Source organism: Nonomuraea sp. 3-1Str (assembly GCF_031570565.1).
Classification (GTDB): Bacteria; Actinomycetota; Actinomycetes; order Streptosporangiales; family Streptosporangiaceae; genus Nonomuraea.
In genome coordinates this window covers 1-18,050 of sequence record NZ_JALHBK010000041.1, presented here as the reverse complement: position 1 = coordinate 18,050, position 18,050 = coordinate 1, and the positions used below count along the sequence as shown (strand labels likewise).

Annotated in this window: 17 protein-coding genes; 9 read left to right on the top strand and 8 right to left on the bottom strand. The window is 75.1% G+C overall.

Annotated elements, in window-relative coordinates:
• Positions 1–48 precede the first annotated feature (48 nt).
• Positions 49–2,298 carry an MMPL family transporter gene (locus MTP10_RS38995; protein WP_310716594.1) on the top strand — a complete coding sequence of 750 codons (2,250 nt, stop codon included), beginning with the start codon at positions 49–51 and terminating at the stop codon, positions 2,296–2,298.
• A gap of 93 nt (positions 2,299–2,391) precedes the next feature.
• On the opposite strand, the gene MTP10_RS38990 is transcribed toward MTP10_RS38995, so the two are convergent.
• The 5 genes from MTP10_RS38990 to MTP10_RS38970 all read right to left on the bottom strand — a co-directional run bounded on the left by MTP10_RS38990 (position 2,392) and on the right by MTP10_RS38970 (position 6,001).
• Positions 2,392–2,727 carry a hypothetical protein gene (locus MTP10_RS38990; RefSeq protein WP_310716593.1) on the bottom strand — a complete coding sequence of 112 codons (336 nt, stop codon included), beginning with the start codon at positions 2,725–2,727 and terminating at the stop codon, positions 2,392–2,394.
• A gap of 118 nt (positions 2,728–2,845) precedes the next feature.
• Positions 2,846–3,583: a BTAD domain-containing putative transcriptional regulator gene (locus tag MTP10_RS38985; RefSeq protein WP_310716592.1), complete on the bottom strand. Its 738-nt coding sequence runs from the start codon at positions 3,581–3,583 to the stop codon at positions 2,846–2,848.
• 103 nt (positions 3,584–3,686) lie between these two features.
• Positions 3,687–4,337, bottom strand: a complete 651-nt coding sequence (locus MTP10_RS38980; RefSeq protein ID WP_310716591.1) for a metalloregulator ArsR/SmtB family transcription factor — start codon at positions 4,335–4,337, stop codon at positions 3,687–3,689.
• Positions 4,337–4,852: a cupin domain-containing protein gene (locus MTP10_RS38975; RefSeq protein ID WP_310716590.1), complete on the bottom strand. Its 516-nt coding sequence runs from the start codon at positions 4,850–4,852 to the stop codon at positions 4,337–4,339. The genes MTP10_RS38980 and MTP10_RS38975 overlap by 1 nt, the downstream gene beginning before the upstream one ends.
• A gap of 60 nt (positions 4,853–4,912) precedes the next feature.
• Positions 4,913–6,001 (bottom strand): alcohol dehydrogenase catalytic domain-containing protein, encoded by a 1,089-nt coding sequence (locus MTP10_RS38970; RefSeq protein WP_310716589.1) that lies wholly within the window; start codon positions 5,999–6,001, stop codon positions 4,913–4,915.
• Positions 6,002–6,162: 161 nt separating this feature from the next.
• Here MTP10_RS38970 and MTP10_RS38965 point away from each other — a divergent pair, with 161 nt between their 5' ends.
• The 3 genes from MTP10_RS38965 to MTP10_RS38955 are packed head-to-tail and all read left to right on the top strand — an operon-like array spanning position 6,163 to position 10,831.
• Entirely contained in the window at positions 6,163–7,434 is a 1,272-nt protein-coding gene (locus MTP10_RS38965) for an ABC transporter substrate-binding protein (protein ID WP_310716588.1), read from the top strand.
• Positions 7,431–10,091, top strand: a complete 2,661-nt coding sequence (locus tag MTP10_RS38960; RefSeq protein WP_310716587.1) for an ABC transporter permease subunit — start codon at positions 7,431–7,433, stop codon at positions 10,089–10,091. The genes MTP10_RS38965 and MTP10_RS38960 overlap by 4 nt, the downstream gene beginning before the upstream one ends.
• Positions 10,091–10,831 (top strand): ATP-binding cassette domain-containing protein, encoded by a 741-nt coding sequence (locus MTP10_RS38955; RefSeq protein WP_310716586.1) that lies wholly within the window; start codon positions 10,091–10,093, stop codon positions 10,829–10,831. Before MTP10_RS38960 ends, MTP10_RS38955 begins: the two co-directional genes overlap by 1 nt.
• A gap of 10 nt (positions 10,832–10,841) precedes the next feature.
• On the opposite strand, the gene MTP10_RS38950 is transcribed toward MTP10_RS38955, so the two are convergent.
• Entirely contained in the window at positions 10,842–11,039 is a 198-nt protein-coding gene (locus tag MTP10_RS38950; protein ID WP_310716585.1) for a hypothetical protein, read from the bottom strand.
• A 146-nt stretch (positions 11,040–11,185) separates the two neighbouring features.
• Entirely contained in the window at positions 11,186–11,704 is a 519-nt protein-coding gene (locus MTP10_RS38945) for a LysR family transcriptional regulator (protein WP_310716583.1), read from the bottom strand.
• Between the two features lie 71 nt (positions 11,705–11,775).
• Between MTP10_RS38945 and MTP10_RS38940 the strand changes: the two genes are divergently transcribed.
• Genes MTP10_RS38940 through MTP10_RS38920 form a run of 5 tightly spaced genes read left to right on the top strand, consistent with a single transcriptional unit; the run spans position 11,776 to position 16,428 of the window.
• The gene (locus MTP10_RS38940; protein WP_310716581.1) at positions 11,776–12,438 is read left to right on the top strand and encodes a type 1 glutamine amidotransferase domain-containing protein; all 663 of its coding nucleotides are present in this window, start codon (positions 11,776–11,778) and stop codon (positions 12,436–12,438) included.
• A 41-nt stretch (positions 12,439–12,479) separates the two neighbouring features.
• Positions 12,480–13,487, top strand: a complete 1,008-nt coding sequence (locus tag MTP10_RS38935) for an alpha/beta hydrolase (RefSeq protein ID WP_310716580.1) — start codon at positions 12,480–12,482, stop codon at positions 13,485–13,487.
• A gap of 9 nt (positions 13,488–13,496) precedes the next feature.
• Positions 13,497–14,597, top strand: coding sequence for an acyl-CoA dehydrogenase family protein (locus MTP10_RS38930; protein WP_310716578.1), 1,101 nt, complete (start codon positions 13,497–13,499; stop codon positions 14,595–14,597).
• Entirely contained in the window at positions 14,594–15,583 is a 990-nt protein-coding gene (locus tag MTP10_RS38925) for an acyl-CoA dehydrogenase family protein (protein ID WP_310716576.1), read from the top strand. Before MTP10_RS38930 ends, MTP10_RS38925 begins: the two co-directional genes overlap by 4 nt.
• Positions 15,584–15,591: 8 nt before the next feature.
• Positions 15,592–16,428 carry a TIGR03619 family F420-dependent LLM class oxidoreductase gene (locus tag MTP10_RS38920; RefSeq protein WP_310716574.1) on the top strand — a complete coding sequence of 279 codons (837 nt, stop codon included), beginning with the start codon at positions 15,592–15,594 and terminating at the stop codon, positions 16,426–16,428.
• A gap of 66 nt (positions 16,429–16,494) precedes the next feature.
• Here MTP10_RS38920 and MTP10_RS38915 read toward each other — a convergent pair whose 3' ends face one another.
• The gene (locus MTP10_RS38915; protein ID WP_310716572.1) at positions 16,495–17,649 is read right to left on the bottom strand and encodes a hypothetical protein; all 1,155 of its coding nucleotides are present in this window, start codon (positions 17,647–17,649) and stop codon (positions 16,495–16,497) included.
• Positions 17,650–18,050 lie beyond the last annotated feature (401 nt).

Sequence of the window (18,050 nt, the reverse complement as noted above, 5' to 3'; positions counted from 1 at the left end):
TAGATCCTGTACGACCGTACAGGACGGCCGTCGAGGAGGGGGCCTGCGATGACGCGGTTCTTGGGGCGGCTGGGCGGCTGGTGCGCCCGGCACGGGATGGTGGTACTGGCGTTATGGGTGGTCGCGGCGGCCGGCCTGCTGGGCGGCAGCCTCGTGCTCGGCAGTCCGGTCAGCAACGACGTGACGATCCCCGGCACGGACGCGCAGCGCGCGCACGACCTCTTGCGCACCGGCTTCGGCCCCGGCTACGACACGGGCGGCACGGTGCAGCTCGTCGTCTACTCGGCCAAAGGGCAGCTCATCGACAAGCCCCGCAAGGAGGCCGTCGAGCGGGCGATCGCCGCCATCCGCGCGGTCCCGCACGTCAAGCAGGTCGACACGCCCTACCGCCGCGGCGGCATCGCCTCCAACCTGCAGATCGGCCTCATCACCGTCCGCCTGGAGGGGCACGACACCACCAAGCCCGCCGAGGCGGCCCAGGTCGTGTCGCGGGCGGCCGAGCCCGCCAGGGCCGCCGGGCTGGAGGTCGTCCCCGCCGACAGCTCAACCCCCGCCGACAAGGAGATCAAGACCGGGCCGAGCGAGATCATCGGCGTGGCGTGCGCGCTGCTGGTGCTCGTCCTCGCGTTCGGCACGCTGACGGCGGCGCTGGTGCCGATCTTCACCGCGCTGGTCAGCGTGGCCGCCGGGCTGGGCATCATCGGCCTGCTCGGTCACGTCGTGGACGTGCCGAAGCAGGCGGGCATCATGGCCACGATGATCGGGCTCGGCGTGGGCATCGACTACGCGCTGTTCCTGTTGTCGCGGCACCGCAGGCTGCTGGCCGACGGCGTGCCCGTCCAGGAGTCGGTCCGGCGCACGGTCGCGAGCTCGGGCGGCGCCGTGGTGTTCGCGGGCGGCACAGTCATCGTCGCGCTGAGCGCGCTGGTCCTCGGCGGGTTCCCGCTGCTGCGCACGCTCGGCTGGATCACCGGAATCTCGGTCGTCACGGCCGTGCTCACCTCCGTCACGCTCGTCCCCGCCCTGCTCGGGCTGCTCGGTCACCGCGTCAACGCGCTCAAGCTGCCCTTCCTCGGCCGCCGCCGCGGCGAGTCGTCCGGCTGGGCCGGGCTCGGGGCGTGGGTGGCCCGCCGCCCGTGGCGGGTGCTGATCGGCAGCGTCGTCGTGCTGGCCGCCCTCACCGCCCCCGCCCTGGCGCTCAAGCTGGGGCCGCTCGACGAGGGGTACGGAGTGCAGGGCTCCGAGTCGCGGCGCGCGTACGAGCTCATGGCCTCGGGCTTCGGCCCGGGTGTCAACGGGCCGCTGCTCGTCGTCGCCCGGCTCGACGAGAAGGTGGCCGACGCCAAGGCGCCCGTGGTCGAGCGGCTCACCGACGCGATCGAGGACGTGGACGGCGTCGCGCACGTCGCCCCCGCCAAGGTGGGGACGTCCGGCCGGTCGGTGATGATCCAGGCGATCCCCGACTACGCGCCCAGCGACTCCCGCTCCGCCGACGTCGTCCATGACGTCCGCGCCCTGACCGTGCCCGGCGCGCACCTGCACGTCGGCGGCAAGGTCGCCGCGCTGACCGACGCCGGTGACCGCATGGCCGAGCGGACGCCGCTGGTCATCGGCGTGGTCGTGCTCCTCAGCGCCCTCCTCCTGCTGCTCGCCTTCCGCGCCCCCGTGGTCGCGCTGAAGGCCGCGGTGATGAACCTCATCTCGCTCGGCGCCGCGTTCGGCGCGCTCGCGATGGTCTTCTCCGTCGGGCTGGGGAGCCGGCTCGTCGGCATGGACCCGCCGCTGGAGGCTTCGTCGCTGCAGACGTTCTTCTTCACGGTGCCGATCGAGAGCTACGTGCCGCTCATGCTGTTCGCGGTGCTGTTCGGGCTGTCGATGGACTACGAGGTGTTCCTGCTGACGGCCGTACGGCAGGCGTACCTGCGGCACCGCGACAACTCCCGCGCGGTCGCCGAGGGACTCGGCTCCACCGGCCGGGTGATCACCTCGGCGGCGCTCATCATGGTGTCCGTCTTCGTGGCGTTCATCGCGTACCCGGACCCGATGGTGAAGACGTTCGGCGTGGGACTGGCGGCGGCCGTCGCCGTGGACGCCACGATCATCCGGGGCTTCCTGGTGCCCGCCACGATGGTGCTGCTGGGTCGGGCGAACTGGTGGTGCCCGCGCTGGCTGGACCGGCTCCTGCCGAACCTGTCGGTCGAGGGGCACGAGGAGGACGACCACGACGTCCGTCCCGGCGGCGACGCCGGTCAGGGGGAGCGCGACGACCTGCCCGAGCCCGTGGGCGTCCGCAGCTGAGCCAGGCTTCCGCCTCCGCGCGGGAAGGACCCCGCTCCGCCCAGGCGGTGCGGGGCCCTTCGTCCCACCGGGGAAGGTGTCAGAGGTTGCCGGTTACGGCTTCTTCGGCGGCGTGCAGCTGTGGAAGCCGCTGATGTAACCGTTGCGGTAGCCCATGCTGAACGGGTCCGACCCGGTGAAGTTCAGGTCGAACGGCTGGCCGCCCTTGCAGTCGAACCGGCCGTCGGAGAAGCCCTTGCTGTAGCCCTTGTTGTAGCGCTTCTTGCCGGGCGGCGCGACGGCGACGGTGTTCACGGTGATGCCCGCCTGGACGACCGCGGCCTTGGCGGTGCCCGCGGAGGCGGTCGCGGGAGAGGCCGCGGCCGGCCCGAACGCGAGCGCGCCGAGGAGTGCCGGCGCGGCCAGCATCATCACTCGCCTGGTACGCATTCCTGTCTCCTTGATCCCGCCGGTCCGCGGTGACAACCACCTGCGGGTGCTCCGGCGCTCACCAGCCAGCATGGCCAGCACCCAGTGACCGCCCCGTGATGCCGGCGTGACGGCGGCATCACCGGCGCCCCGGCCCACCCTCGTCCGCCGGGCGCAGACCGGCCACCAGGTCGCGCAGCCGCGGCGTCGGCGACAGGTCCAGCTCGCCGCGGAGCGCCCGCTCGTACAGCTGGTACTGGCGCAGCGCCTCGGCCTGGTTGCCCTCGGCCAGGTGGGCCTCGACCAGGGCGGCGCAGGCGCTCTCCCGCAGCGGCTCGGCGTGCAGGGCCACGCTGGCCGCGGACACCGCGTCGGCGAACCTCCCGGCCCGGACGAACCGGGACGACAGCGCCTCCAGCGCGTGGAGCCGCTGCTGGTGCCACTGCTCGGCCTCCCGCAGGACCCAGTCGTCGTACCAGCCGGGCAGCAGGCCGTGGGACAGCACCTCGATGGCGTGGCGGTCGAGGTCCTCGCCGCCGGCCGGCACGTCCGGGCCGAGGATCCGCTCGGCCAGGGCCCTGGCCTCGTGAAGGTCGACCCGTGTGTCCGGCGCCAGGCCGACCTCGGTGGAGCCGACGTGCAACATCCGGCGGCCGGCGCCGTCCAGGCGGGCCAGCGCGGAGCGCAGGCTCGCGTACGCGCGGTGCTCCGGCGCGTCGGGCCACAGGGTGGCGGCCGTCAGGCTGCGCGAGACCACCCGGCAGCCCAGGGCGAGGAAGGCGAGCAGGCGTTCGGACCCGCTGGAGACGCTGATCTGGTCGTCGCCCGCGAGCAGCCGGAAGCCGCCGAGGAGTGTGAGACGGAGACTGCTGCCCATGGCCTTCGGTCCCTTCACTGTCCCGGATCGGAACCCCTGGTCAACGCTCAGTGTCTAGGTGAATGCCACGTTCGTCGGGTATGTACCCATTTGAGGTGATTTTTCAGCTCACAACGGTGGCGCCGCCGGACCGCCGCCACCCCGTGATGCCCCCCTCCAGCGACAGCGCCCGGAAGCCGTGCGCCCGCAGCAGCCGCACCGCCTCCGGCGACACGACACAGTACGGGCCGCCGCAGTAGGCGACGATCTCCGCGTCCCGCGACAGCTCCTCAAGCCGCTCGCGCAGCTCGGCCAGCGGCACCGACACCGCGCCCGGCAGGTGGGCCGTGGCGTAGGACGCCGCCGAGCGCACGTCCACGACGATCGTTCCCGGGTCCGCCAGCCGGGCGGCCAGCTCGGCGGCCGTCACACCCTCGGGCGAGCCCAGGTGGCGGGCCACCGCCTCGCGCAGATCGGCCAGCCGTCCGTGCGCGAACGCCTGCATCTCCCCGAGGAAGCGCGACACCCCCTCGTCGGCCAGCCGGTAGAAGACCTTCGTGCCCTCCTTCCGGCTGGTGACCAGGTGGGCGGCGCGGAGCTGCTGGAGCTGCGCCGAGGTGTTCTTCAGCGCGATGCCCGCCTCCTCGGCGAGCTCCTCCACCGTGCGCTCCTGCTGGTCGAGCACGTCGAGCAGCCGCAGCCGCACCGGGCTGGACAGCACCTTGCCGATGCGGGCGAGCTGCTCGTAGATCGGCTCTTCCGGGAAACCGGCCATCACACCATGAACTGGTCGTGGCGGAGGAACAGCTCGGTCCACTCCTCCTCGGTGGGCTGCCGGCCGGTCGTGGCGATCTCGGCCAGCTCCTCGAAGTACCCCTCCCTGGGGGCGCCGGGGGTGAACAGGATGAGCATGGTCGCCGGGGCGCCCGACTCGTTGCGGAAGCCGTGGATGCCGCCCTCCGGGACGAACAGGAAGTCGCCCGGGTTGCCGTCGATCCACCGGTCGCCGTTGAACAGGCGCACCGTGCCGTCCAGGACGTAGAAGGACTCGGTCATGGTCCGGTGGAAGTGCGCGCCGGCGCCGCCGGGACGCGGCCCCATCTCCCACCGGTACAGCCCGAACGCGCCGCCCGTGGTGGCGCCCGTCCCCAGGTGGTGCACGTGCGTGCGCCGCTGCGCGGGGTCGTCCGTCTCGGGGCCCATCACGAGGTCGGCGGGCGCGCCGGCCGGCCGGAACCGGCTGCTGACCTCGCCCTTCTCGCCGAGGTAACGCGGCTGGGGGTACGACATGAGCATCTCCTCAAGGTCTGCTTTTCTAAGGATCGTTAGAATAGCAGAGGAGATCGCCAATCAGAAGACGATGACCGTACGGGCCACGGTGCCCTGGCGGACGTGCGCGACCGCCTCGTTGACCTGCTCCAACGGCAGCCGCTCCGTGATGAGGCCGTTGAGGTCCAGGCGGCCCCGGAGGTACTGGGCCGCCAGCATGGGCAGGTCGCGGTGCGGCGCGGCGTCCCCGCCCTGGGTGCCCATGAGGCGGCGCGAGGAGAACAGCAGCGAGGTGTCCACCTCCATCGGCCGGCCCGCCGGAGGGCTGCCGACCATGACCGTGGCGCCGCCCGGCGCCGTGGCGGCGAACGCGCGGGCGAGCACGCCGGGCACGCCCGTCACGTCGAAGGCGTAGTCCACGCCGCCCCGCACCACCTCGCCGACCTGGGCGGGCAGGTCCTCCGGCGTGAGCGTGTGGGTGGCGCCGAAACGCTCGGCGAGCTTGAGCTTCCCCTCCGCCACGTCGGCCGCGATGATCGTGGTCGCGCCGGCGAGGACCGCGCCCTGGATGACGTTCAGGCCGACGCCGCCGCAGCCCACCACGAGGACGCTGGAGCCCGGGGCGACCCGCGCCACGTTCAGCACGGCGCCGACGCCCGTGACGACGCCGCAGGCCAGCAGGGACATGGCGTCGAACGGCGCGTCCGGGGCGATCCGCACGCACATGGGCTCGTTGACCACCGTGTACTCGGCGAACGAGCCGATGCCGATGAAGCGGCGGGTCTCCGCGCCGTCCAGCGTGACGCGCGGCTCGCCGCCCATGATGGCCCGCGTCCTGGCCGGGCCCGAGCACAGGTGGAAGCGGCCGGCGCCGCAGTGGCGGCACTTGCCGCACGGGCCGCTCATCGAGACGATGACGTGGTCGCCCGGCTGGACGCCGGTCACGCCGGCCCCGACGCTCTCGACGACGCCCGCGCTCTCGTGCCCGAGGATGTACGGCAGCCGTGCGACGACCGGGCTCTTGCCGTCGATCGCCTTGAGGTCGGAGCCGCACACCCCTGACGCCTTGATCTGGACCCGGACCTCGCCGGGTCCCGGATCGGCGATCTCCACCTCGCGGATCTCCATCGGCTCGTGGAAGGCGGTCAGCACGGCGGCGCGCATGAGCATGCGCTCACGCTAGCCCGGCGCATCCATTGTGAGCAAGCGATTGCTCGGCAAATCCCTGGGCCGTTGACACCTTTTCCGGGCAAATTTACGCTGACCAAAACCAAGCGAGCGCTAGGCCAAGACGGGGGCCGCGGCGCACGCCGTACCCAAGAGGTGAGGCGATGGCGCGACGACATCACGAGGTGCGGCGGGGCGCGGCGGGCCTGGCGGTCGCGCTGGCCGTGACGCTGCCGCTGGCCGGCTGCGCCGCCGAGCGGAAGACGCCCGGAGCCGGCGGCGGCGCGGCCCCCGGCGTAACCGCCACCACCGTCAAGGTCGGCGGCGTGCTGACCAAGACCAGTGCCAGCGGCTACTCCACCAAGGACGCCGAGATCGGCGCCAGGGCCAGGTTCGCGCGGGCCAACGCCGAGGGCGGCGTCCACGGGCGGAAGATCGAGTTCGTCGGCGCCGAGGACGACGGCCAGGACGCCGCGAAAGGCGACGCGGCGGCCAGGAAGCTCGTGCAGCGCGACGAGGTGTTCGCCCTGGTGCCCGTGCACGCGCCCAACTTCGGCGGCGCGGCGTTCCTGGAGCAGCAGGGCGTGCCGTGGTTCGGCTGGGCGACCGGCCCGCAGTGGTGCGGCACCACCACCGGCTTCGGCTACAACGGCTGCCTCGCGCCCAAGAAGGGGGCCGGCTCGCAGACCTGGTGGGGCCGGCAGCTGGCCGACCTGCTCGGCGGCGCCCAGGGCAGGAGCGTCTACGTCCAGACCACCGACTCCAGCGGCAGCAAGTACGGCGGGACGACGATCTCCCAGTCGTTCACCGCGGCCGGGTTCGAGCTCGCCGGCCTGAACTCCGGCCTGCCCGCCGCCGCGCCGCCCCCCGACTGGCTCCCGTACGTCAACAAGATCATGACCTCGGACGGCGGCAAGGCGCCCGACGTCGTGGTGTCGGTCATCGCCGGCACGAAGTTCAACGTCGGCCTCTACTCCGCGCTCAAACGGGCCGGCTACCGGGGCGTGATCACCGACGCCACCAGCTACGACGCCGCCGTGCTCAAGGACCCGGCCGGCGCGCAGGCCCTGGAGGGCGTCGTCGCGGCGCCGATGTTCGAGCCGTTCGAGTCGACCGCCCCCGAGATCGCCACGTTGAGGGCCGACGTCGAGAAGGTCGCGCCCGGCGCCACGCTCACCCAGCACCTGGCGATCGGCTACTGGGCGGCCGACATCTTCCTCGACATGCTCGCCAAGACCGGCAAGGACCTCACCCGCCAGAAGTTCCTGGCCACCGCCAACGGCGACTACACCTACGAGAACGCCGGCTTCGGCCGCGTCCGCTTCCCCGCGGACCACACCGAGCCCAACGGCTGCGGGGCCCTGGTCAGGCTGGAGGGCGGCGCCTTCAAGGTCGCCAAGAGCCTGAAGTGCTTCGACAACGTGCCGCTGAAATGATCGCCGGCTACATCCTCAGCGGGCTCGTCACCGGCGCCGTCTTCGCCGTCATGGGGGCGGGGCTCACCCTGTCGTACGCGGCCACCGGCGTGTTCAACTTCGCCCACGGCGCCGTCGGCTTCGTGACCGCCCTGCTGTTCTACCAGTGCGACCGCGCCGGGCTGCCCGCGTGGCTGTCGGCGCTGCTGGCCGTCGGCGCCTTCGCGCCCGCGCTCGGCTACGCGCTGCACCGGGCCATGTTCCGCGGGCTGGCCCGCGCCGGGGAGACCGCGCAGATCGTCGGCACCATCGGGCTGACGATCGCGCTGCCCGCCCTCGGGCTGCTCGCCGTGGACCTGCTCGGGCTGCCGCCGGCCGACGCCACCGCGCTGCCGCGCGGCGTCGGCCCGCACCCGGCCGTCACCCTCGACGTGCTCGGCGTCCGCCTCGACACCGACCAGCTCATCACCTTCGCGCTCTCGGCCGTCACCGCCGCGGGCCTGTGGGCGTTCCTGCGCCACACTCCGTACGGTCTGCGCATGCGCGCCTCCGTGGACCGGCGGCGGCTCGCCACGCTGCGCGGCGTGGACGTGGACGCCACCTCCGCCCTGGCGTGGATGCTCGGCTCCGGCCTCGCGGGGCTCGCCGGGGTGCTGGCCGTGCCGGTCATCGGCCTCGACGCCACCGCGTACACGGTCCTGCTGTTCGCCTCGGCGACGGCGGCGGTGTTCGGGCGGCTGCGGTCGGTGCCGTGGACGTTCGCCGCCGGGCTCGGGCTGGGCGTCGTGCAGAACCTGGTCGCCGGGTACACCGACTTCCTGGAGGAGATCACCGGGCTGCGGACCGCGGTGCCCGTCATCCTGCTGTTCGCCGGGCTCGTGCTGCTGAACCGCTCGCGGGAGCGGGTGGCGGGCAGCTCGGCCGAGGACACGCCGCCGCCGGACCATCTGACCGGGGTGCCGCCGTGGCGGCGGCGCCTGCCGTGGGCGCTGGCGCTCGTGGCGCTGCTGGCCTTCACCGTGGCCGGGCCCGAGTACTACGTGGGCGTCGCGGCCAACGGGCTGGTGCTGGCGCTGATCTTCTGCTCGTTCGTGGTGGTCACCGGGATCGGCGGCATGGTCAACCTGGCCCAGGCGTCCTTCGCCGCGATGGCCGCCCTGACCTGCGGCTGGGCGTACGCGTCGGGGCTGCCGTTCTTCGTGGCGATCGTGCTGGGGGTGCTGGCCGCCTGCGCGGCCGGCCTGCTGGTGGCCCTGCCCGCGCTGCGGCTCGGCGGCCGGGTGCTGACGCTGGCCACGCTGGCCCTGGCGCTGCTCGCCGACCAGGTGCTGTTCCAGGTGGACGCGTTCAGCAACGGCACGATCGGCTGGCCGCTGCCCGCGCTCGGGCTCGGGTTCGCCGACACCTCGGACCCGCGGGTGCGGGTGGCGCTGCTGCTCGCGCTCGTCGGGCTCGCCGGGCTGCTGGTGCGCAACCTCGAACGGTCGGCCTCAGGGCGGGCCGTCCTCGCGGTCCGCTCCGCCCCGGCGGCGGCCGTCACCTCGGGCCTGTCCGCGCCCCGCGCCAAGATCACGCTGTTCGTGCTGGCGTCGGGCGTCGCGGGGCTGGGCGGCGTGCTGTTCGCCGTGTCCAAGGAGTCGATCACGGCGACCGACCTGCCGGCCTTCTCCGGGTTCGTGTGGCTGGCCGTGGTGGTGCTCCAGGGGGTGCGGCGCGTGGGCGGGGCCGTGCTCGGCGGGCTGGTCGCCGCCGCCGTGCCCGAGCTGCTCGCCGGCTGGGGCGTGTCGGCGCACGTGGGAGCCGTCCTGTTCGGCGCGGGCGGCGTGATCCTGGCCCAGCACCCGGACGGGGTGCTGGCGCAGCTCGCCGAGTCCCGGTCCCGCCGCACGCGCAGCCGGGACCCGCAGAGCCGTGACCCGGAGAGCCGGGACCCGGTCCGGCGTGAGCCCGTCGTGGGGGCGGTCCGCGAGCCCGCCGATCAGGTCGCGGACGGCGCGCCGGCGTTGTTCCGGCTGGAGGGCGTGGTGGCCGGATACGCGGACTGCACGGTGCTGCGCGGCGTCGAGCTGTCCGTACGGCCCGGCGAGGTCGTCGCGCTGCTCGGCGCGAACGGCGCCGGCAAGTCCACCGCCTGCGCCGTGGCCGCCGGGGACCTGCCCGTGGCCGCCGGCCGGGTGCTGCTCGACGGCATGGACGTCACGCTCTGGCCCGCCCACCGCAGGGCCCGCGCCGGGGTGCTGCTGGCGCCCGAGGGCCGGGGCGTCTTCCCCGGCCTCACCGTGGAGGAGAACCTGCGTACCTGGCTCGACGACCCCGCGCCCGCCTACGAGCGGATGCCGCAGCTCGCCGCCCGCCGTACCGTCCTGGCGGGGGCGCTGTCCGGCGGCGAGCAGCAGCTCCTCACCCTGGCGCCGGCCCTCGTCAGGCCGCCGCGCGTGCTCGTCGCCGACGAGCCGTCGCTGGGGCTCGCGCCGCTCGTCGTCCGGCAGGTGTTCGAGGTGTTCGCCGAGTTGCGGGAGCGCGGGGTGGCGCTGCTGCTGGTGGAGGAGAAGGCGACCGAGGCGCTGGCCGTGGCCGACCGGGTGGCGTTCATGCGGCTCGGCCGGATCACCTGGACGGGGCCGCGCTCCGAGGTGGACGCCGACCGCCTGACCGCCGCCTACCTGGGGGTGTCCTGATGCTCCGGGTGACGGACGTGTCCGTGTCCTTCGGCGGGGTCAGGGCGCTGGACGGGGTCTCGTTCGAGGTGCCGGAGGGGCAGGTGTGCGGGGTCATCGGGCCGAACGGCGCGGGCAAGACGACGCTGTTCGACGTGGTGTCGGGGCTGCGCCGGCCGAGCGCGGGCCGGGTGAGCGTGGCGGGGGAGGACCTGACCCGGGTGTCCGCGGTCCGGCGGGCCCGGCGCGGGCTGCGGCGCACATTCCAGCGCACCCAGGTGTTCGGGCGGCTCACCGTGGCCGGCAACGTGCTGGCGGCGCTCGACTGGCACGGCGGGGGCGGCGGCCTGGCCGCCGACCTGGTCGGCCGGCCCGCGCGCGGGCGGCTGGAGCGCGAGCGCGGGCGGCGCGTGGACGAGGTGCTGGAGCTGTGCGGCCTCACGGCGCTGCGCGACGCGTACGCGGCGGCGCTGCCGGTGGGGCAGCGGCGGCTGGTGGAGCTGGCCCGCGCCCTGGCCGACCGCCCGAGGCTGATGCTGCTCGACGAGCCCACCTCCGGCCTCGACGCGGAGCAGACGGCCCGGCTGCGCGCGGTCGTCGGGTCGCTGGACACGACGGTGCTGCTGGTCGAGCACGACATGGGCTTCGTCATGGACGTCTGCGACCAGCTGGTGGTGCTGGACCTCGGCCGGGTCATCGCCACGGGCGCCCCGGTGGAGGTCCGCGACGACCCGGTGGTGCGGGCGGCGTACCTGGGGTGAGCCATGTATCTCAGAACGGCGGGGACGCGCGGATCGTCTCGAGCAGGTGGGCGTGGACGCGGGCGACCGGCTCGGCGGACAGGCCGCCGGAGCGGACCGCGAGATAGCCGGTGTTGATCGGCGGCACCTCCGGCTCGGCCAGCGTCACCAGCGCGCCCGACGCCAGGTGCGCGCGGCACAGGTACGAGGGCAGTACCGACCAGCCCATCCCGCCAGCACCGCCGCCACGACGGCGCGCAGGTCGGGGATCACCACCCGCGCGGCCATCGACGGGCGGCGGCCGAAGACCGTGCGCCAGTAGCGCCGCACGATCGGCAGGTCCTCCGCGTACGCGATCAGCGGCAGCCCCGCCGGTCACTCACCCGCCACGGACGGAGCCGCCACCAGCACGAACTCCTCGTCGTACACCGGCTCGGCCTGGATGCCCCGGTGGCGCGGCCGGATCGTGGAGATCACCAGATCGAGCCGCCCGGCGGCGAGCCCGGCGAGCAGGTCGTCGGCCAGGCCCAGCGTGAAGCGCACCCGGAGCCCGTCGCGCACCAGCGGCGCCAGCATCGGCACCACCTGCTCCGACAGGAACTCCGCCGGCCCGCCCAGGTGCACCGCCCGCTCGGCCGGCAGCCGCGACCCCACCACGGCGTCCAGCGTGTCCAGGGACGGGGCCACCCGGCGGGCCAGCTCGTCCGCGGCGGCCGTGGGCGCCACGCCGCGGGGCAGCCGGTCGAACAGCGGCCGGTCCAGCGCCGCCTCCAGGCTCCTGACCTGCGCGGTGACCGCGGGCTGCGACAGCCCGAGCGTCTGCGCCGCCGCCGTGATCGACCCCGTGCGGTGCACCGCAAGGAACGTCCTGAGCAGATCCAGTGATACCGACATATCAGTATTCTGATGGCTAGGCGTGCCTTGCGCTATTTGTGACTGATGACCGGGACGGACATCCTGGAGGCATGACCAAGCGCATTCTCATCGCACTGACCAGCCATGACGACCTCGGCGGCGTGCGCAGGACCGGTTACTACGTCTCCGAGGCGGCCCACCCGTGGGAGGTGTTCCGCACGGCCGGGTTCGAGGTGGACGTGGCCAGCGTGCGCGGCGGCGAGCCGCCCCAGGACGGTCACGACCCGTCCGACGAGGTCCAGAACGCGTTCCTCGCGACGGAGGCGGCCCGCGACACGGCCAGGCTGGCCGACGTGGACGGCTCCGCGTACGACGCCGTGCTCTACGCCGGCGGACACGGCACCATGTGGGACTTCCCGAACGACCCCGACGTCGCCCGCGTCGGCCGGGAGGTCTACGAGCACGGCGGCGTGGTGGCCGCCGTCTGCCACGGCCCGTCCGCCCTGGTGAACCTCACACTCTCCGACGGGTCGTACCTGGTGGACGGCAAGAGGGTCGCCGGGTTCACCAACAGCGAGGAGAAGGCCGCGGGCGTGGACGGCGTCGTGCCGTTCCTGCTGGCCGACGCGCTGGAGGAGCGGGGCGCCCGGCACGAGGGCGCGCCGGACTGGCAGGCCCAGGTGGTCGTCGACGGCCGCCTCGCCACCGGCCAGAACCCCGCCAGCGCGGGACCCCTCGCCGAGCGCGTCGTCGAGCTGCTCGGTCAGCGGTAGCACCGGAGGTAGGGCGGCCCGCCCGCGGAAAGAGACGGGTCATGACACTGCACCCCAACCTCGACCCGGAGCTCCGCGCGGCCCTGGAGCGGGCGCCGCTGACCCTGCTCGAAGCGGCGACGCTCACCCCGGAGGCCGTCGCGCGGCAGCGGGCCGAGATCGACGCCCTGCTGGCCCTCGTGCCGCCGCCGGGCCCCGGGGTGACGGTCGAGGACCGGCGCGTGCCCGGCCCGGAGGGGGCGCCGGACGTCCGCCTGCGGCTCTACCTGCCGGCCGGCGAGCCCGCGGGGCCGGCCGGGCGGCCCTGCCTGTACTGGACCCACGGCGGCGGCATGGTCCTCGGCCGGCCGGAGATGGACGACGGCCTGCTCGCCGGGTACGCCGAACGGCTCGGCTGCGTCGTCGTCTCCGCCGACTACCGGCTCGCGCCCGAGCACCCGCACCCCGCGCCCGTCGAGGACTGCTACGCGGGTCTCGTGTGGACCGCCGCGAACGCCGCGGCGCTGGGCGCGGACCCGGCCCGGCTGGCCGTGGCCGGCATGAGCGCGGGCGGCGGCCTGGCCGCGGCCATCGCCCTGCTCGCCCGTGACCGGGGCGGACCGGCCCTGGCGTTCCAGCTCCTGGCCTGTCCGATGCTCGACGACCGCGGCGTCACCGCGTCCAGCCGCCGCCTGGCCGACGCGCTGCTGTGGAACGGGGCGGCCAACGCCTTCGGCTGGCGGGCCCTGCTCGGCGACCGCGCGGGCGGCGGCGACGTCTCCCCGTACGCGGCGCCCGCGAGGGCGACGGACCTGTCCGGGCTGCCTCCGGCGTTCGTCGACGTGACCGAGTTGGAGATCTTCCGGGACGAGGCGCTCGACTACGCGCGGCGGCTCGCCGAGGCGGGCGTCTCGACGGAGTTCCACCTGTACCCGGGCGCGTTCCACGGGTTCGACGTGCTGCTGCCGGACACCGAGCTGGGACGCGCGGTCGCGGCGGCGCGGCTGGCGGCCCTCGGGCGGGCCTTCCGCCGCCCGCCCGGCCTGGCCAGTTGGCCAAGCGTGCGCTAGGTTGGTGTCGTGGATCTCGACTTCTCCCGGGCCGAGCAGGACTTCCGCGCCGAGGTCCGCGACTGGCTGGCCGCGCACGTGCCCGGCCCGCTGCCGTCGATGGACACCCCCGAGGGCTTCGAGGCGCACCGCGCCTGGGAGGCGCTGCTCGCCGCCGCCCGCCTGTCCGCCGTCTCCTGGCCCGAGCGGTACGGCGGGCGCGGCGCCTCGCTCATCGAATGGCTGATCTTCGAGGAGGAGTACTGGGCCGCCGGCGCGCCCGGCAGGGTCAGCCAGAACGGGATCTTCCTGCTCGCCCCCACCCTGATGACGTACGGCACCGAGGAGCAGCGGCGCGCCTGGCTGCCCGGCATGGCCCGCGCCGACCAGGTGTGGGCGCAGGCGTGGTCCGAGCCCGAGGCCGGCAGCGACCTGGCCGCGCTCACCTCCCGGGCCGAGCGGGCCGGCGGCGGCTGGCGGCTGTACGGGCAGAAGACGTGGAGCTCCCGGGCCGCCCACGCCTCCCACGGGTTCGGCCTGTTCCGCAGCTCCGGGGCGCGGCACAAGGGGCTGACCTACGTCATGTTCCCGCTGGACGACGTCACGGTGCGGCCCGTCGCGCAGCTCGACGGGCTGCCGGGGTTCGCGGAGCTGTACTTCGACGGCGTGTACGTGCCCGACTCGATGGTGATCGGACAGCCCGGCGAGGGCTGGCGCATCGCCATGGCCACCACCTCCTCCGAACGCGGCCTCGCCCTGCGCAGCCCCGGCCGGTTCCTGGCCACCGCCGACCGGCTCGTGGAGCTGGCCCGCGACGCCGACCCGGCGCTCGCCGACCGGGCCGCCCGGTGCTGGACCGACGCCGAGGCGTACCGGCTGCACACCTTCCAGACCGCGCGCCGGATCATGGCCGGGGAGGAGATCGGCTCCGCGTCCAGCATGGGCAAGGTCTTCTGGTCCGAGCTGGACCTGCGGATGCACGGCCTGGCCATGGAGCTGCTGGGGGAGGGGGCGGGGCGGACGCCGTGGCTGGACGGGTTCCTGTTCGCGCTGGCGGGGCCCATCTACGCGGGCACCAACGAGATCCAGCGCACGATCATCGCCGAGCGCGTCCTGGGGCTGCCCCGATGAACTTCGCCTTCACCCCCGACCAGCTCGCCCTGGCCGAGACCGTCCGGGACGTGCTGGCCGAGCACTGTCCCGCCTCCGCGCTGCGCACCGAACGCCTGCCCGCCTGGGACCGGCTCGCCGCCGTGGGCTTCTTCGGGCTGCTCCTCCCGCCCGAGGCCGACGGGCTGGGCCTGCGCCTCGTGGACGCGCTGCCCGCGCTGGAGGAGACCGGCCGGGCCTGCCTGCCGGGGCCCGTCGTCGAGACGGCCGTCGTGGCGCCGTACCTGCTGCCCGGGGTGCCCAAGCTCGCCTCCGGCGCGGTGCGCGTGAGCGTCGTGCCGCCCGGCGGTGTCGGCGCGCCGGACGCGGACCTCGCCGACCTCATCGTGGTCGCCGGGACCTCGCCCGGCGCGGGGACCGGGGCCGTCGTGCCGAGACTGGTGGCGCGGGAGTCGGCGCGGCTGCGGCCGGTGCCGGGCCCCGACCCGTGCCGCCGCCTGTCCGAGGTGTCGTTCACGGAGTCCACGCCGGTGGAACGGCCGTTCGCGCCGGCGCTGCGAGCGGCCACGGTGGCGACCGCCGCCCAGCTCATCGGGGTCGCCCGGCGGCTGCTGGACGTCTCCGTCGCCTACGCGGGGGCGCGGCGGCAGTTCGGCGCGCCCATCGGGTCGTTCCAGGCGGTCAAGCACCGGCTCGCCGACGTGGCGGTCGGGATCGCGTTCGCCGCGCCGCTGGTCCACCGGGCCGCCCTGTCGGTGGACGCTCAGCCCGGAGGAGATGTGGAGCGGGACGTGAGCGCCGCCAAGGCCGCCGCCGGTGAGGCCGCCGACCTCGCCGCCCGCGCCGCCCTCCAGACGCACGGCGCCGTCGGGTACACCGAGGAGCTGGACCTGCGGTTCTGGCTGGCCCGCGCCTGGTCACTGTCGGCCGCGTACGGCGGCGCGGCCGAGCATCGGGCCAGGATCCGCGAGAGCCTGACCGGCGGCGTCACCCGGCGGTACCCGTGAAGTACGGCGTGCCCCTGGGCCTCGTGCACCCGGCCGCGTGGAAGGACGTCGCGGTGGCGGCCGACCGGCTCGGGTTCGAGTCGGTGTGGCTGCCCGAGCACCTGGTGTTCACCACCGACCTGTCGTCGGCCGCGTACCCGGGCACCACGGAGCCGGGCATCAAGCCGTCCACGCCGCTGTTCGACGCCCCGGCGTACCTGTGCTGGCTGGCCGCGCTCACCACCCGCGTCCGGCTCGGCACGGCCGTGCACCTGCTCGCGCTGCGGCACCCGTTCGTGTCGGCGCGCGCCTTCGCCACGCTCGACGTGGTGTCCTCGGGCCGGGCGATCTGCGGGGTCGGGGCAGGGTGGTATCGGGGCGAATGGGACGCGGCCGGGGTGCCGTTCGCGGACCGGGGCGCCCGGCTGGACGAGGCGGTCGAGGTGACGCGACGGCTCTGGAGCGAGCCCGTGGTGGCGCACTCCGGGAGGTTCTACAGTTTTCCCGAGGTGGCGTTCGAGCCGAAGCCCGTACAGCACCGGCTGCCGATCCTGTGCGGCGGCGAGTCGCCCGCCGCGCTGCGCCGGGCCGCGCGGCTGTGCGACGGGTGGATCAGCATGCCGCACACGCTGGAGTCGATCCGGCCGCAGCTCGACCGCCTCGCCGCGCTCGGCGGGACGAGATCGGTCACGGTCCACGCGTACGAGCTGGGATCGCCGGACGAGGTGCCGTCCTGGGCCGCGCTGGGGGTGGACCGGCTCATCGTCCGCCCGTGGACCCGGAGCAGGGACGCGGTGTCGAGCCTGGAGTCGTTCGCGTCCCGGTACGGGGTGACGCCCGGCGCCCGGGAGACGAGGGTGGGGTGAGGGCCGGGTCCTGGTCCTGGTCCTGGTCCGGCTGACGGTGTGCGTCTCGTTGTCACGCCGGCCGGGTCAGGCGCGGTGGCGGCCCCTCCGGGTTCCGGTGCGGCGGCCCTCGCGGGTTCCCGTGGAGGACCGTTCCGGGGTGGGGGAGACGGGCGGGGACATGGCCGGTGTCCTCGGCGTGGCGGGCGACGCGGCGGGTTGCGCGTAGCCGGTGGTCCCGGGGCCGGTGGTCGCCGGGGTGGCGTGGGTGGGGGCGGCCAGGGCCGGGGCGCGGCGCGGTTCGGGGGAGCCGTCCGCGGCGGTGTGGACGGGGGAGCGGTGGCGACGGCCCCGGAGCGGCGTGTCCTGGGGGAACTGGTCGGACCAGCGGGGCTCCAACTGGCGGACGTCCCAGCGCCCGCCGGCCCGCTGGGCGTCGGCTGCGTGCCCGCCGGCCCGATGGGTGTCGGCTGCGTGCCCGTCGCCTCGGTGGGACGTGGGCTGGGCCCAGTAGGGGTCGATCCGGCGGGCGTCCATGTGGTGCGGCTGCTCGGGGCGGTGCTGGGCCGTACCACGGTGCCGGCGACCGCGCGGGGCCGCGTCGGGCGAGAACGCGACGGGCTCCTCGACCGGGTGCCCGCTCCGGCGCCGGCGACCCCGGTAGCCGCCGGAGGAGCCGTCCTGCCGCGAGAACCGTCCCTGATCGGCGTACGCGGCGTGCGGGGCGAGTCCGGCTGCGGCGTGTGGGGCGTTCCCGTGCGGGGCGTTCCCGGCGTGCGCGGTGGCGGAGGACCGGCGGCCGAAGGCGTCCCAGGGCTCCTGCTCGCGGGGCGGCAGGCCCTGGGCGTCCCGCAGCAGGCTCTGAGCGTCCCGCACCAGGTGCGCGACCTCCTGCGGCAGCGCCTCGACGGCAGGCCACGGCTCCGTGGGCGCGTACCGCGACGCCGGGCCCTCCGCCCGGCGCGACCCCTCTGCCCGGCCCGACCCCTCTGCCTGGTGCGGCGTGTACGCCACCGGCTGGGGATCGTGGCGCCGGACCGGTTCGGACGTGTGGGTGGACGAGCGCGCGCCGGCGGCCGACATCGGTCGCGGGCCGAACGCGTCGAACGCGCTCGTCGCCTCCGGGATCGTGAAGGTGCCGCATGGCAGCGCCAGCCGGGCCGCGACCGTCTCCAGCGGGACCCTCTGCCGCACGGCGGCCGGGTCCAGCGGTGCGAACCGGTCCAGGCGCGCCGGGTCCATGGGGGTCAGGCGGCCGTCGGCGTCGGACGTGAGGGGGGTGGGGCGGCGGTGGCGGCGCTCCGTCGTGGCGTCGGCCGGGACGATACGGCGGGGGGCGGGGGGCCCCCGCCGGGGGGCCGGGGGGGGGGGGGGGGGGGGGCGGGGGGGGGGGGGGCCCCCGGCCGGGGGGGGCGCCCGGGGGCGCCGCGCGGGGGGGGGCGGGGGGGGGGGGGGGGGGGGGGGGGGGGGGGGCGGGGGGGGGGGGGGGGGGGGGGTGGGTGGGGGGGGGGGGGGGGGGGCCGTTGAGGGGGGCGTTGCAGGACAGGATCGACGCCGAGCGGCTGCCCGTGACGCTGCTGGGCAACCGTGACGACGTGCCCGACCTGCTGGCCGCCGCCACCGTCGTCGTCTGGCCGAGCCGC